This is a genomic window from Polynucleobacter sp. MWH-UH25E (assembly GCF_018687095.1).
Classification (GTDB): Bacteria; Pseudomonadota; Gammaproteobacteria; order Burkholderiales; family Burkholderiaceae; genus Polynucleobacter.
Map to the genome: position 1 here is coordinate 1,781,963 of NZ_CP061286.1, position 15,229 is coordinate 1,797,191.

General features: G+C 44.6%; 15 protein-coding genes. 6 read left to right on the top strand and 9 right to left on the bottom strand.

The window, feature by feature from the left end:
- Positions 1-35 precede the first annotated feature (35 nt).
- From ICV39_RS09140 to ICV39_RS09150, 3 genes are read right to left on the bottom strand one after another with little or no spacing between them, the layout of a single operon-like run.
- Entirely contained in the window at positions 36-659 is a 624-nt protein-coding gene (locus ICV39_RS09140) for a hypothetical protein (protein ID WP_215389775.1), read from the bottom strand.
- Entirely contained in the window at positions 656-1,927 is a 1,272-nt protein-coding gene (locus ICV39_RS09145) for an exo-alpha-sialidase (RefSeq protein WP_215389776.1), read from the bottom strand. Before ICV39_RS09145 ends, ICV39_RS09140 begins: the two co-directional genes overlap by 4 nt.
- Positions 1,924-3,657 carry a glycosyltransferase family 39 protein gene (locus tag ICV39_RS09150; protein WP_215389777.1) on the bottom strand — a complete coding sequence of 578 codons (1,734 nt, stop codon included), beginning with the start codon at positions 3,655-3,657 and terminating at the stop codon, positions 1,924-1,926. Before ICV39_RS09150 ends, ICV39_RS09145 begins: the two co-directional genes overlap by 4 nt.
- A 199-nt stretch (positions 3,658-3,856) precedes the next feature.
- On the opposite strand from ICV39_RS09150, the gene ICV39_RS09155 reads away from it, so the two are divergent.
- The 3 genes from ICV39_RS09155 (at position 3,857) to ICV39_RS09165 (ending at position 6,038) form a co-directional block, all read left to right on the top strand.
- Positions 3,857-4,189: a c-type cytochrome gene (locus ICV39_RS09155; RefSeq protein WP_215389778.1), complete on the top strand. Its 333-nt coding sequence runs from the start codon at positions 3,857-3,859 to the stop codon at positions 4,187-4,189.
- 9 nt (positions 4,190-4,198) lie between these two features.
- Positions 4,199-5,473, top strand: a complete 1,275-nt coding sequence (locus tag ICV39_RS09160) for an NAD(P)/FAD-dependent oxidoreductase (RefSeq protein ID WP_215389779.1) — start codon at positions 4,199-4,201, stop codon at positions 5,471-5,473.
- Positions 5,474-5,579: 106 nt separating this feature from the next.
- Positions 5,580-6,038, top strand: coding sequence for a phosphate-starvation-inducible protein PsiE (locus tag ICV39_RS09165; RefSeq protein WP_173955551.1), 459 nt, complete (start codon positions 5,580-5,582; stop codon positions 6,036-6,038).
- A gap of 9 nt (positions 6,039-6,047) precedes the next feature.
- On the opposite strand, the gene ICV39_RS09170 is transcribed toward ICV39_RS09165, so the two are convergent.
- Complete coding sequence (locus tag ICV39_RS09170) at positions 6,048-7,460, bottom strand: TAXI family TRAP transporter solute-binding subunit (RefSeq protein ID WP_215389780.1); 1,413 nt, start codon at positions 7,458-7,460, stop codon at positions 6,048-6,050.
- Positions 7,461-7,538: 78 nt separating this feature from the next.
- On the opposite strand from ICV39_RS09170, the gene ICV39_RS09175 reads away from it, so the two are divergent.
- The gene (locus ICV39_RS09175; RefSeq protein ID WP_215389781.1) at positions 7,539-8,240 is read left to right on the top strand and encodes a pirin family protein; all 702 of its coding nucleotides are present in this window, start codon (positions 7,539-7,541) and stop codon (positions 8,238-8,240) included.
- A 32-nt stretch (positions 8,241-8,272) separates the two neighbouring features.
- On the opposite strand, the gene ICV39_RS09180 is transcribed toward ICV39_RS09175, so the two are convergent.
- Genes ICV39_RS09180 through ICV39_RS09195 form a run of 4 tightly spaced genes read right to left on the bottom strand, consistent with a single transcriptional unit; the run spans position 8,273 to position 11,982 of the window.
- Entirely contained in the window at positions 8,273-9,244 is a 972-nt protein-coding gene (locus ICV39_RS09180) for a tripartite tricarboxylate transporter substrate binding protein (RefSeq protein WP_215389782.1), read from the bottom strand.
- Between the two features lie 19 nt (positions 9,245-9,263).
- Positions 9,264-10,313: an Ldh family oxidoreductase gene (locus tag ICV39_RS09185; protein WP_215389783.1), complete on the bottom strand. Its 1,050-nt coding sequence runs from the start codon at positions 10,311-10,313 to the stop codon at positions 9,264-9,266.
- 6 nt (positions 10,314-10,319) lie between these two features.
- Positions 10,320-11,069: a GntR family transcriptional regulator gene (locus ICV39_RS09190; RefSeq protein ID WP_215389784.1), complete on the bottom strand. Its 750-nt coding sequence runs from the start codon at positions 11,067-11,069 to the stop codon at positions 10,320-10,322.
- Complete coding sequence (locus ICV39_RS09195) at positions 11,056-11,982, bottom strand: SMP-30/gluconolactonase/LRE family protein (protein ID WP_173956703.1); 927 nt, start codon at positions 11,980-11,982, stop codon at positions 11,056-11,058. The genes ICV39_RS09190 and ICV39_RS09195 overlap by 14 nt, the downstream gene beginning before the upstream one ends.
- Positions 11,983-12,128: 146 nt before the next feature.
- Between ICV39_RS09195 and ICV39_RS09200 the strand changes: the two genes are divergently transcribed.
- On the top strand, positions 12,129-13,064 hold the full coding sequence (locus ICV39_RS09200) for a 3-hydroxyacyl-CoA dehydrogenase family protein (protein ID WP_215389785.1): 936 nt from the start codon (positions 12,129-12,131) through the stop codon (positions 13,062-13,064).
- Here ICV39_RS09200 and ICV39_RS09205 read toward each other — a convergent pair.
- Positions 13,051-14,196 carry a mandelate racemase/muconate lactonizing enzyme family protein gene (locus tag ICV39_RS09205; RefSeq protein WP_215389786.1) on the bottom strand — a complete coding sequence of 382 codons (1,146 nt, stop codon included), beginning with the start codon at positions 14,194-14,196 and terminating at the stop codon, positions 13,051-13,053. The two genes, ICV39_RS09200 and ICV39_RS09205, sit on opposite strands and share 14 nt — an antisense overlap.
- Positions 14,197-14,257: 61 nt before the next feature.
- On the opposite strand from ICV39_RS09205, the gene ICV39_RS09210 reads away from it, so the two are divergent.
- Positions 14,258-15,220, top strand: coding sequence for a tripartite tricarboxylate transporter substrate binding protein (locus ICV39_RS09210; RefSeq protein WP_215389787.1), 963 nt, complete (start codon positions 14,258-14,260; stop codon positions 15,218-15,220).
- Positions 15,221-15,229: the final 9 nt, after the last annotated feature.

Here is a 15,229-nt window from a genome sequence, read left to right on the forward strand (position 1 = left end):
TAGCTGGCTTTACTTTTATCTATAAATCTATGCAGTCATCCTGGTCTGAATAAATATCCAGATCGAGCCTTTTCTTTTCGCTGCTTTCGCATTCCATTCCATACGGCAAACAAAGACCAAATCGCTAATGCGGGATCCAACAGGTAATCCCATAAGTTACTTGACTCATGCCAACGAATGCTCCATGCAATGATGGCAATGCCAATAATCCAAACCCCTTTGGTCCAACCTACTAGGCCGCATACCAAGGCAAAGATCAGAACACTGATTAAAAAGGCAATAGATCCATAACCCCAGGCATAAGGATCAAACATGCTGATACCTAAGGCAAATGGGTAAAAGACAATTGCCAAAATAGCGATGCCCCATTTGATTGGAGTGGGCGTAGCTTGGTAACTCGGTAGCAAGGCGCTCCAAAGCAACAAAGTGCTCACAATACTCAAATCTCCAATTATCCCTCGTACATAAGCAGCCAAAGGCAATTCCATCGACATTCCTAGCGGCCAGAAAAATAGATTGGCGAATATCAATACTAATAATGCCTTTATAGAGAATGGGATGCCATTGCGAGCAAAGACTTCAAGCAACAGAACCAATAACACTGAGCATGTAATCGATATCTCCACCATAGCGGCAATTTGCATGAGATCGTTTGTCATTGCGTCTCCCTTGATTCGCCATTTGATTGATTTTCTGTAGAGCTTGGTAACTGCTTATATGCGCGATCCAACCAAGCACTTGAGAAATAGACATGACGAATCTTTTTACGATCCCAGGTATACACCAGGTGCACATCACCACCATGCGCACTTAACAAATAGGGATAAGAAAACTCCTTACGCTCTAGCTCTGGCAAAGCTTCGTCATTTTCTATGGTTTGAACAATATGCCATTCGCCTGATTTGGGCTTACTCATCATCAATACCAGGCGATAACGCCCCGCTTCAATATTATTAAGCGCCAGTAAGCGGGCTCCGTTTTGCAATAGCACTCCTGCCACTGCCGAATTTGGATTCAGGATCTCTAAGTCGCCCAATGATTGCCACGTTTGGCCGGCATCTTGAGTGGCGCTTACTGGAATTTGTTTTACTTGTCCTGAGCCACGCGTTTGCCTAAAAAGCGCAGCCGCATTTTGAGCATCATTGACAAACATAACAGGTTGTATAGCACTGCGCCCTGCACTCATGCGACGCTTGTCTAGCACCTGAACAGCATCCAACCTCAAAAATTCACCAAATCGACCAATCCATTCGTGATAGGCAGGCAAACCCAAACGACCATCCGCAAAAGTTACTGCTGGTGATTTAACTAAAGTACTGAGGTTAAAAAACGGTGACGCAATTAAACGCTGTGGACGAGACCATGTAGCACCCTCGTCCTCAGAAAATATTGTTGAAATTGAGCTACCAGCCCAACCCCCTATCGATACCGTTACAAAGAATAGCTGCAAACGTCCATCAGCAAGTCGTGCTGGCACAGGATTGCCGAGCTTAGCGATATAGCGTGAGAGACCTTTTTCTGCGGCAACCCTATCCATTACTACGCTTGATGCACCCCATGTATTGGATTTTGAATTCAACACTGCAGTGTTGATCACCACATCCGGGGCTCCTTCTCGACTACCCGCAAACCAAAATGCCCGAATACCACCATCCTTTAATCCAATTAATGAAGCGGCGTGAACAGAAGCAGCACCTGTATCAGGGAGCCAGTCCATTCGTGGATCCTGGACTGCAGACTGAGAAGCGAGCTTCCCTTTTATAGCACTTGGCTTTAATTCTGGAACTGCATCTGAAGCTACTTCAACAGACTCTTCATGAGCACCTTCACTTGCAGCAAACGGCGCCCAAGATGGCCGACCATCATTATGAATAAAACCAAGTACTGCGGCCAAAAGTAAAAAGCAAAATGCGAGTACACGACTCATCTACAAACATCCTTCACATTCAATAAGTCTGGATTGGTAACAGAATTATCGCTTGGAGTGGAAACCAAGTATTCGACAACAAATAAATGCTCGGCAATTTTTCCAAGTAGCATTTCTTTAATTTCCTTATCGGAGTGACGCGCTCTCATCTCCATGCGTTGCCCCAATACCTGACACGAGTCGCATAGAGTGGGTGCAGCGCCCATTGGCGCATGTACGGCGACAATTGGATACGTTTTAGTGAGCCCCTCAATATCACCGGCATCTTTAGCAAGATAACCATGTAATTGAGTTCCTGGAAGGAGCAATCGATATTCCTCATCTTTTGCTCGATAGTCGCATGGAACCCATACATCTTTACCCTGCGCACGCTCAATTGTTTCAGCGGAATATCGCCCTAGCTGCCCTTCAAGCGGAGCCAGACTGCTCGTCAAAGCACCATAAACCAGAAAACAAGCCATTAGAGCAAAAGCCTTGCATCGCTCACGACGGATCAATCCAGTAATAACTAGCAGTAGACTCAGCCCCATAAGAACCCAGTGCAGCGGGTTGTAATGCCAAGCCCCTGAATCCACCATCAATGTAGAGAGCTGAAGATTGAGTCCAAGCCATAACAATAGTGCAAGCACGATTGCCTGCAATAGCAATGCAATTCGGAATCCCCATAAAGGCAATCGATCCCAATGCATGGCTATCAATGCAGCAAAAGCCGGCATCACGGGAAGAAGGTAGCGACCAGATCGCTGACTTGGCAAACTAAACACTAGGAAGAAAGCAGCTATCAGCAATAATAATAATGACTCTTCGGCGGACATGAATCTTCTTTCACGCCAGCACTGAAGTAAGGTTGAAATCAGTACAAAGATGAAGAGCCCAGCATTAGCGAGCGTCGTGAGCAACAACATCCAAATGCTGTCACCGCCACGCACCAAATCCAAAAGATAGTTAGAGCTTCTAGCAGAAAACTTTCCTGCGTTCTCACCCAATACAAACTCCCGCCAAACGGCCTCAGGGTTGGGGTCTAGGAAAAACCATAGGGAGAAAATACCAAGTGCAACAATGCCTATCAGCATCAACTTATATAAGTCGCGAATGAGCGTCTGGGAAATGCTCCACTGACGCCAATGCCAGTAATACAAGCCTAGTGCAAATGCGGCAGGGACAATGTAGGCGAATGATTTAGCAAATAAAGCAAGTCCAAGGGATAGACCAGCCAATACTGGAAATAGTAATTTCGACTCGAAGGCGCTTTTGCCCCAATACAGAAGTGCAAAAAATGGCAGGCTTAACCAAAATATTTCTGGGGGATCTGTTAGAAATGGTCGGCCATAGCGATATGTTGCAAAAAAAGATAGCCAAACCAATGCCGCAACAATTCCTGTTTGCGCTTTTCCACTAAAGCGACGAACAGCCACAAAAAGCAACAATGCGGTAAGTGTGGTATATAAAACACTGGGCCAACGTAAGTTTTCTAAACTCCATTGGCTTGCCCAATGAGTACTGGCAATCCCCTGCCAAAAAATCAGTGGCGGCTTGGTGTTTTTGATGCCGTCCATTTCAGATTGAAGCGGCAACCATGATCCCGAATCTGCGGTCATTCTCACAATATGCATATAGGGATACTCATCCCCATTTTTTGGGGCAAAACGGCTATCTAGACCGTACAGGTAGGCAAATATTGCCAAGGCTAGAGTCAATAGTGCATATCGGAGGGTGAATGAGCCGCGCATACCTATAGTTTATAGGCGCAAAGGACTTGCAGCGACAAAAATGGGTTTACCCCTAACGGGGTATAAATATATAAAAATTCCATCTTAAAAGGGCGCTCTACTTCCTTCGCATTTCCCTCGTTCTTGATTAAGATAGTACAAGCTTATAAATAAGGTTGCCATCTATCTTGTGCGCCAATCAGAAATGGAGATTATTCTCATGCAATGGAAACAAATAAAGCCCTCTTTATACCTTTTGGGTTTTTTAAATCTTTGCTTTGTCTCTTATCAAACCCAAGCAGAGTCAACGGGCGCGACCAATCTTTATCACCGCGGACTTGCCGCAACCTGTGCTAATTGCCATGGCACTGATGGCAAAGGTGTATTAGATGGGGGCATACCACTCATTAACAATCTAAGCACTGAGCAGATTCTGAGTCAACTCAAAGCATTCAAGTCTGGCGCACGCGAGGGCACCATCATGCCGCAACTCGCCAAAGGTTACTCTGATGAGCAACTCGAAATCATCGCCAAGCAATTGGGAAATAAATAGGAGCCCAACATGGATCGTCGACACTTTATTGGACAGAGTGCAGCTGGAATAGGCTTATTGGCAGGCTTTGCTGGCCAAGCCCACGCAAACTTACAAAAGGCAGAAATAATCGTAATCGGCGGCGGCTATGGGGGCGCTACCGCAGCAAAGTATTTGCGCCTTTTTTCCAACAACACAGCAAATGTGACTTTGATTGAACCCAATGCCGCATTTGTTTCATGCCCCCTATCCAACCTTGTAGTTGGTGGATCTCGCACTTTGGCTGATATAACGAGCCCCTATGACAATCTAAGTAAGCGTCATGGAGTAAAAATTATTCAAGACAGTGTTGGCAATATCGATCCCGACAAAAAAACTGTCAAATTAACCTCGGGCAAAACCTTGCGCTATGACAAAGTGATTTTGTCGCCAGGCTCTAGTCTAATAATGAATAGCATTGAGGGTCTTGCGCAAGCCAATAAAGCTGGAGTGACCTTACAGGCGTGGAAGGCAGGCCCTGAGACTGTAGCTCTGCACAAGCAACTAGCTGCAATGAAAGATGGCGGCACATTTGCCATTAGCATCCCAGAAGCGCCTTATCGCTGCCCTCCTGGACCCTATGAACGCGCTTGCCAAGTAGCAAACTATTTCAAGCAATACAAACCCAAGTCCAAAGTACTTATCCTGGACGCCAATCAAGATGTGGTTTCTAAAGGCGCACTCTTTAAAAAGGTATGGGCTGAGCAGTACCCCGGCATGATTGAGTATTTACCAAAATACAACGTGACTGGCGTTGATGCAAAAACCAAAACAATCAAGTTTGAAATTCAGGAAGACATTAAAGCGGATGTGCTTAACTTATTACCAGCGATGAGTGCCGGTGACATTGCCGTAAAAACTGGCCTTGCTAATGCCAATGGTCGCTGGGTCAACGTGAACTTTCTGAACTTTGAGTCAACAGCGCAAAAAGATATTCACGTTCTAGGTGATTCGATACAAGTTGCTTATGCAATGCCCAAATCTGGTCATATGGCTAATCAACATGCCAAAGTGGCAGCAGCCGCAATTGTTGCTGAACTCAGCGACTGGGAAGTGAATCCCTCCCCTGTGTTAACAAACACCTGCTATAGCTTTGTTAATTCAAAAGAGGTGGTCCATGTGGCCAGCGTGCATCAGTACATCGCCGCAGAGAAGACCTTTAAGCCTGTCCCAGGCTCTGGCGGCCTCTCACCTGCACCCTCAACCTTAGAAGGGGTTTATGCATGGGGCTGGGCTCACAATATCTGGGCGGATACCTTGGGTTGATCCAGGTCAACACTTATGAAAAAAGGGGCGCATTTGCCCCTTTTTTTGTTTACTTATTTACCCCGATAAATATACTGAGCTCAATAACAATAATGTAGGAGGCTTTATGAATATGACCCCAACTTCACCGAAAGATGCAACCAAAATAGAAAACGCGATTGAACGGTGGACGGTGCCCATCGGCAATTTATTTGTGTCACTCTTTCATCGGATAGCTTTGTTTGGCATTGGCGCTGCGACAGTTTGGTCAGCCGCAGTTGCTTTTTTAGGGATGGTTAGCAAAGGCTCCGCCTCAATTGAAGACTTGTTGCTTTTATTTATCTATCTTGAGATCGGCGCAATGGTCGGAATCTATTTCAAGACCAACCATATGCCAGTGCGCTTTCTAATTTATGTTGCCATTACTGCAGTAACACGTCTGATTATTGATTTAGTAAATACCAAGCATGAAGCAGACATGGCCATCTTATTGATGGGTATTACCATTCTTGTTCTGGCATTGGCTAATGCAGTTGTTCGCTACGCGTCTTACAAGTTCCCAAGCCGCCATGCGGACAACGAATAAGTAATAGCGCTATAGATCTGGATCCACTGCATCACTGAATTGATAGGGGTGCACGCCCCTATTCAGACAATTGCGAACGTAGTCAATGCTAGTTCGCAAGGCGTAGTAATCACCCGCTAGACGTTTTGATACCTTGATGTTTAGCGCCTGATATTCCAATAGATCTAGCTTTTTCAAGTATTCATCTCTTTGAGCGGCATCAAAAGTCGTTAATAGGCTTTGCTCAAAAGTTTTTAATTCACCGTATAGTCGATTGATCTTGTTGTACATCAACTTGGTTCGATAGCTAGGCAAGCTACGCAAAACTGGGTAGGCGATGATGCAAAACGGCAGGAAGATAAACAACAGACGGCTAATAAACTCCGCCATCCAGAATGGGAAATATGCGGAAATTAGCGGATAACTATTCTTTTCATAATGAACGGCAACCGGACTCTCAGGCCAAAGGGAGTCTTTAAAGGACGGGAACTCCCCTCTATTTGCAAAAAAGGACTCTTTACCGTTAATTTCTCGAGCAGCCTCTAAAAATAGAAACTGAATCGCAGGGTGCATCCGGTCATCAATCAATAAGTTCGTTGTGGTTGCAATTAACTTGATATCTTGATTTGGAAAATTACGTTGCAGACTAAACGCCCCCTCTGGGACGCTTAAGATTTTCACATAAGGCATTAGCTTCGTGAATGCCTCTGCACGCTTAAAGGTAACCAAGTGCAATTGTGGATCCTTAAGCAAGGTCTGTACGTTATGCGCCTCTAAAGCATCAACAATAAATGCGCCGTCAATCTCACCGGCTTGTAAAGCCTTAACAGCCTTTTCGCCAGGGTAGTTCACAAATTGCAGACCGGCATTCTCCAATCCAGATAGTTTAATAATCCGGGTAGTCTGAGCATGAGTCCCGCTGCCCTCTACACCGACGGATACTTTGCGATTAGAAAAATATTTAGAGTGTCCAGCAATGACTTGAAAGTCGCTACTTTTTACTTCTGGACCACGATAAAAGAACCAAATCGGATCATAGCCAATTGAACCCAAAGATTGAATGCCGCTAATATTTTTTGGTCGCTCCACTCCAGCTTGAACAAAGGCAGCTTGAACGGGATCATTTCGATCACTTAAACGAAGGAGATTTTCTTGTGCTCCGTTAGTTGAAACCAGCTCAAGAGTAACGCCCTTGGTCGCGAAATACTCAGCATATTTTTTACCAAGATCTTCATAGGAGCCGCCCGCTGATCCGGTAGCAATCTGCACATGCCTTGGCGGAGGTGGATCTGCATACCACCAAATGCCCATCAAAATCGTGAGCAAGAGAATTAACAGTGGCCACGCCTCTTCTAAGAATTGGATGAAATCAGACCATTTTTCAGCAATAGTCTCTTTTAAACCCAAGAAGGTTTCGCTAGTGTTCTCTTTAAAGCTTCCCATGCCCAACCATTAAGCAAATATTTCAAAAGCTAATGATAATGTGCTTAATACAGGAATAAACAATAAAAGGCGTTCTATATGCTATTTATCCGAAAATCCCAAGAGCGGGGCTATGCTGACCATAGCTGGCTCAAAAGCTTTCACTCCTTCTCCTTTGCTGGCTATCACGATCCCCGATTTATGGGCTGGGGAAATTTGCGCGTGATTAATGAGGATCGCGTTGCACCTAGCATGGGCTTTGGCAAGCATGGCCATCGCAACATGGAAATCATCAGCTATGTGCTATCAGGTGAATTGGCACACGAAGACAGCATGGGAAACATTAAAGGCATTCCTCCCGGGGATGTGCAACGCATGAGTGCTGGCACTGGAGTGATGCATAGCGAATTTAATCATGCAAAAGATCAAACCACGCACTTCCTGCAAATCTGGATTGAACCCAATCAGTTAGAAATTGCACCCAGCTATGAACAAAAAACCATTCCTGCTGTCAATAAGGATGGGAAATTATGTTTGGTTGCCTCCCCTACTGGAGAAGCTGGATCAGTCAGCATTTCAGCCGATGCCAAAATGTATGCGGGACACTTTGATGGCGAGCAGTCAGCCAGTCTGAAATTAGACCCCAGTCGCAAAGCGTACGTTCACCTGATTCGTGGTTCACTTCAAGTTAATGGTCAAGAATTAAATAGTGGCGACGCGCTTCTCATCAAAGATGAATCTCAATTGTCGATTTTGAATGGAAAAAGCGCCGAAGTCTTAGTATTTGACCTCAGCGCTTAATAAGGAGTAGCGCAGCAAGACTGGTTTTGGAATTAGTCGAGCTTAATCTTGGCTTTTTCCATCACTACTTTCCATCTTGCTATATCGGAAAAGTAAAGCTCTGAGAATTGCTTCGTGTCCATCGGCGCGATTTGGACACCTGCTTTTTGAAACCGCTCTTTCATCTCAGGTGTTTCCAGAATTTTCAGAGTTGAGTTGTTTAGCGCTTTGACAATATTTTGCGGCGTTCCAGCTGGGACAAACATGCCCTGCCATAAAGCCATCTCATAGCCCTTCACTCCTGCCTCTTGAATGGTCATTAGCTCAGGAGCGCCACTAAAACGATTCTTGCTTGTCACTGCTAAAGCTCTTGCCTTATCGCCTTTATAGAGAGGAAGCCCTACTGGCATACCTGCAAAATAGAAATCAATTTGACCTCCTACTAAATCAGTCGCCGCAGGTGAACCACCCTTATAAGGCACATGAATAGCTTGTAAACCAGTAGTAGCCAAAAACAACTCCCCTGCCATGTGATCTGAGTTTCCAATCCCAGAAGAACCGAAACTCAGCTTGCCAGGATCAGCTTTAAGCATTGCAATTAGGTCGGCAACAGTTTTCGCCGGGGAATTATTGTTCACAATCAAAATGTGAGGAGTAGCAGCAACACCCACCACAGGCAATAAATCTTTTTGGCCGTTAAAAGGTAATTTTGGATTTGCAGCAACATTAATTGCCAAACCGTTTTGTGCGAATAAGATGGTGTAGCCATCTGGATTGCTCTTTGCAACTGCTTCAGCAGCCAAACTTCCAGCAGCACCACCACGATTTTCAACAACAATAGGTTGTTTGAGGGCGATACTCAAATCATTGGCAATCATCCTGCCCACAATGTCGGTTGAGCTACCTGGCGCATAACCAATCATCATCTTGATCGGTTTATCTGGATAAGCAGCATTGACTGCCCCTACAAAAAGGCCAGTTATCACTACGCCTATTGCTATGTTTTTATATATCTTTTTAAACATATTGTCTCCTCCAGAATTTTTACAGTGCCAGAGTCGCGATTCCGCATTCTTTAGCACACGCATTTAGGGCATCTAATAGCTCAGGTGAAACTGGAATACCTAAACGCTGTCTCTCTGCCATGGTTTTAGCGGCACCTTCTCCTGGCACGCGGATTTCTTTAACGCCAGGAAGAGTGGTTGAGCTCTTCAAATCATTTACTAGCTCAATGACTCGAGCAATGAAGTCATCCTTATTGCCAAAAGCGCTGGGATCTGCCGCAATAATCGCTTGCCCAGTATTGGTAACCAAATCATGATGGGCGTTGAAATCAATTGTCCCTTTACCTACGGCTGCATTATTTAAGGCGCCAGCCAATAAACCAATCATGACCGCCAAGCCATAGCCTTTGTATCCGCCAATAGGCAATAAAGAGCCTTCAGCGGATCGCTTTGGATCTGTAATCGGCTTACCTTGCTTATCAATCATCCAATCATCAGGAATAGTTTCGCCTTTTTGCGCGGCCACTTTAACTTTGCCGTATGCAGCTACCGTAGTGGCAATATCCAACAGCACAATTGGCTCTTTACCAGCAGGGACAGCAATGGCAATGGGATTGGTTGATAAGAGCAAATCAATTCCACCCCATGGGGCCATGTGATTTGCGTTGCCTACCGCCATATAAATTCCAATATAGCCTTGCTCAGCTAATTTACGCACATAAACTGAAGCGGCACCAGAATGATTTCCATAATGACTGCCAATCCAGCAAACGCTATGTTGTTTCACTTTCTCAAGCGCGAGCTCTACTGCACGGTTCATTACTAAATGGCCTAACGCATTGTCGCCATTAATGAGTGCAGTTGCACCCTGTTCGCGCTCAATATGAATATTAGGTTGAAGATTTACGCCGCCCGCACGAATTCTCTTAAGGTAAGCCGGCAACCGAAAAATACCATGTCCATCAGCACCAACCAAATCTGACTTCACCATCAAATTGGCAATTATTTTTGCATCCGCTGCAGGCACTTTTTCCGCCTCTAGAGCTCTAGCGATAAATCCTTCAGCATCTGCAATGGATAAATATTTCATTGTGATTTATACCTCTGAGCTCGCTTTAAATTCCATACTATATTTGTATTTATTTTCCGGATGGTGCGTCACCGTTACCTCAAATAGCTTATCTTGGTCATCAAAATATCGGCGAATGATGACTAAACACGACGCGTTAGGCTCAATGTTCAACTTTTTAGAAATCACAGGTGAAGCAGCGGCAGCATAAACATCTACTTCTGCACGCTCAATTCGGGCGCCATATTTTTTTTCAATTTGCTCGTACACCATCACTTGTGTGTGCTCAGGATCTTTAGTCAAAGATGCAAACTGAGGCAAGATATAAATATCCGTCCACGCAATAACCTCTTCCAACTTTTGGCGTTTGCGTATTCCACCAATGTGATACCAAGAAGACCCTACTGGAGCGCCAACGATTTGACTCAAGGATTGATCTAGCTCGATATATTCCTCGACTAAATTCTCGCGATAGGTGTCTCGTGAATAACTCAAAATATCAATCGGGGAATTGAAGCTTTGCGTAAAGCGACGCAAACGTTGCCGCGAGACCACCTTTGTAGGCGCGCCTTGATGGCGATAGATCAGTCCATTCGCCTCCAAAATCTGCAATGCATGTCGCAAAGTGTGTCGACTAGATTCAAAATCTCGGCACAGGTCTGCCTCAGCAGGCAAGACAGACCCTACCGGCCAGTCTCCGTTATAAATTCGCTGCTCTAGCGTATTCGCTAGAGACTTGTATAACGGTAAGCGCTCAGACAATTTAGGAAAGTCCAAACATTTTTTTGCCAGCAACTGGCAAAGTTACTTTCAAAATATCACCTGATAAAGATTCGGTAATGTAGAGATCTTTATTGTCAGGGCCACCAAAGCACATATTCGCCAAGTGGTGGTGATGCGGGTTCTCAGAATAGATTAAATGGGTTGGCAGCATATTGCTATCAAATCTCCAAATACCAATGCCAAGATGGCATACCAATAAACCATTCTCAGAATCCATCTCAATGCCGTCAGGGCCTGCAACACCACCAGTCAACTGAATAGCTACACCAGTCTTAGAAACTGAACCATCAGCCATTAAGGGTAGACGCCATATTTGTTGCGAGCGAGTGGCCGCTACAAACACGTGCTTTTCTTGAGTATTTAAAGTAATGCCGTTAGGACTTGGAACATTTAGAGCCAAACGATCTAATTGGCCATTAGCTCGTAATCTGAATACTCGCCCTGTTGGATCTGCGATGCCAGTCTGACCCTGATCCGTGAAATATAGATCACCGTTAGATGCGAAGTGAAGGTCATTCAAGCCCTTAAAGTTCTCGCTATACATGGAGCCCAAGATAGTTTCAATTTTTCCTGTTTTTGGATCCAAAGCCAACAACCCTGCTTTGTAGTCACAAATGAATGCGCGACCATCTTTGTGGAACTTCAAGCCATTTGGCCATCCGTCATATTGAGTGATTAATTCCCAATTGCCTTTGGTATCGATTCTGAAAATACGGCCAAAAGGAATATCAACAAACCACAAGTTACCTTCGCGATCAAAGGATGGGCCCTCCAAAAAGCACTCCACTTCTGCGCCTTGGCGGTTTGGATCTGACCAGCCAGTACGAGATTTCTTCCTGAATTTCTCTGGCATCGTTGCAAAAACTTCCGTTTTGATTTTTTCTACTGGCTGGAAGGGGTTATGCATGGTCACGTTTTGTCTCCTCGGATTAGTTATACGGATAAGTTAGTTTTAAGGTTTTACTATTAAACCATAATTAGTGCTAATCTTACGCAATTATTGACATATCGCTGTTTAATCAAATTATTACTTGACCGTATAGGTTTAAAAATATGAAATCTGTAGTTGTTGTTGGAACCGGAATCATGGGTGCAGGCATAGCCGCTGGATTTTTAGCTCGTAGCGTCCCTGTAGTTATCTTAGGAAGAAGCGAAGAAAAAGCGGAGGCTTGCCTTGATAAGGCGCTTACCCTTGCAAAGAAAATTGGCGTGGAGGGAGACAATGCCACCAAAGATCAAGCTGACATCAAGAAGCAGCAAGTCGTTGGAATACTAGAGGAATACCAAGGGTGGAATGATTGTCAATGGGTCATTGAAACTGTCGCAGAAAACCTTGCATTAAAACAAGAGGTATTCAAATACCTAGATCAAGTAGTACCAGCCAACATTCCTATTGGAAGTAACAGCTCTGGTTTCCCAATTAGCAAAATCGCAGAAGGCTTAAAAACTGCAAACCGCATGATGGGCGCACATTACTTCATGCCCGCCGAAGTAGTGCCATTAGTTGAAATTGTTATGGGACAAAAGACAGACATTCAATACGCTGAGCGAGCTTGTGAGCTCTATAGATCAGTTGATAAGAAGCCAGTTCTGGTTAAGAAAGATATTCCAGGATTTCTGGCAAACCGCATTCAACACGCGCTGATGAGAGAGGCTCTATCTCTCGTACAGGAAGGCATCGCCACCCCAGAAGACATCGACGATGCAGTGCGTTACAGCTTTGGGTTCCGTTATGCTGCCGTCGGCCCAATGACTCAGAAAGAAATTTCGGGTTGGGACGGAATGGCCAATGCCGCAAAAGAGATTTATCCATCCCTGTCCAATATCACCGCCCTGCCACCGAAGGTTGCGCAACTCATGGCCGATGGAAAAACTGGCATGAAAGCCGGTGAAGGATTTCGTAAATGGAGCCCTGAAGAAATAGCTCAGGTATCAGACTCTTATTCACGCAGATTAAAAGCCGCGTTTGATGTTCTTAATATTGAATAGTTGAATAGCCTTGGGCCATAGCATCTTTAACGCGATCAATATTCGGGGTAATGCCAACACCAACGGCATTCATTTGGGCGCAGTCCAAATAGCCCTGATTTGCTCGCAGCGGCTTATCGCAAATATCAAACTTCAGATATTGATTTGACATGCTAAATCCCCAGGGAACCTCGCCTAAAGCAAAGCCAATAGAGGCTGTTGCCGCACCTGATAAGGATGTCTCCGCAACCTTGCAAGCTAAATTCAGCTTAAAGCCCTTCTCGCACAAGGTCTGGGCACAACTCCATGCCTCTAGAACTCCACCCGTCTTAATTAATTTAAGGCTTGCACCATCAAAAGCTTTAGCCTTTATAAATCCTTCAATCTCTTGGATGCCATGGATAGATTCATCTAAAGCAATGGGAATGGCGGAATGCTTCTTGAGCAATACAAAATCATCTAATGAAGAATTCGCATTAATCAATTGCTCTGCGAAAGATAAATTTTTAGCCTCTAACGATTCGCAGAATCGAATTGCGTCTTCTAAAGACATGGCGCCATTAGCATCAACCGAAACCACATCGTCCTTTAGCAACTCAGACAATACCTTTACGCGATGCAAGTCTTCATCTAAAGACAAAAGCCCAATTTTGATTTTCCAATGCTTAAATCCAGCCTGGCGGAATGTTTTTGCATCTGCAATCTCTTTATCCAAAGTGCCGCCAAGCATTCTCAAGAGGGGCATTCTATTTGGGCTTACTACGGCATTTCCATTGCTTAAGGACTGCAAGTATTTCCATAAAGGAATGGATTTCTTTTGTGTGTATAAATCAAGCAATGCCATTTCTAGACAAGACTTTGCGGATGGATTGCCATACAGAATCGCATCAAGCTGGCTAATAAATATCTTGGGTTCAGTCCACTCTGTTGTGCGTATTTTTTCTGCCAAGTATTTAATGCTGGCAAGCAAACTATCAAGGGTCTCCCCTGTCATTAGTGGTGCTACTGACGCTTCGCCCCAACCTTGGCGGCCACCATCATCAGTCAAACATACCAATACGGTTTTGGCATCAACGATGACTTCCTTAGCCATCTTGATTGGTTCAATCAGTGGGATTGATAACGGGAAAATAAGAGCCTGAGTAATTTTCATATAAAAAATTAGCCAATACGCCAAAAGAAACGATTAAGAAAATAATTAGGGAGAACATTACATGAGAAAAGTATTTTTAGCATTGTCGCTTATCAGTATTTGCTTTGCCTTTAACGCGCAAGCTCAAAGCTACCCATCTCAGCCGATTAAATTGGTTATTCCATTCGCAGCTGGAGGTCCTTCAGATGTTCTGGCTCGAGGCTTTGCGCCAAAGCTTGGTGAAAATCTTGGGCAACCCATCATTATTGAAAATAAGCCAGGTGCTGGTGCAAACTTAGCCGCGGAGTATGTTGCAAATTCAAAACCAGACGGTTACACACTGTTTTTAATGATGGTAGGAACGCAAGCCATCAATGAAACGTTGTACAAAAAACTAAATTACAACCTCGTTAAGGATTTTTCACCCGTCTCATTGGTTGCTTCTTCCTCATTGTTATTTGTTGCCAATCCATCAGCCCCATTCAAAACAATTCCTGAACTCATTGCATACGCTAAAGCAAACCCAAATAAAGTCAGCTTTGCTTCCTCAGGTGCAGGCACCCCTCTGCATTTAGGCGGGGAACTCTTCAATACACAAGCTGGAACCGATATCCTGCACGTTCCTTACAAAGGCGCAGCGCCAGCACTTACCGATGTACTGGGTGGGCAGATTGAAACCGCTTTAGTTGGTACACCTGCAGCACTTCCCTACGTTCGCTCAGGAAAATTAATTCCGTTAGGAATCACCAGCCTTAAGCGCTCGCCAAGCGCGCCTGAAATCCCAGCAATTTCTGAATTTCTACCAAAGTTTGAAGTGGAGTTGGTGTACGCGATTGTTGCCCCTGCTAATACCCCAAAGGCAATTATTGACAAACTTAACTCCCAATTAAATACGGTATTAAATAATCCAGAGATTAAAAGCCAAATTAACAGCAAAGGGTTTGACATCGTCACCAGCACCCCAAGTCAGCTAGGCGATTACATCAAATCCGAAGTTGCCAAATGGGGCCCAATCGTTAAGAAATCTGGCGCCACTGCAGAATAATTAAATCCA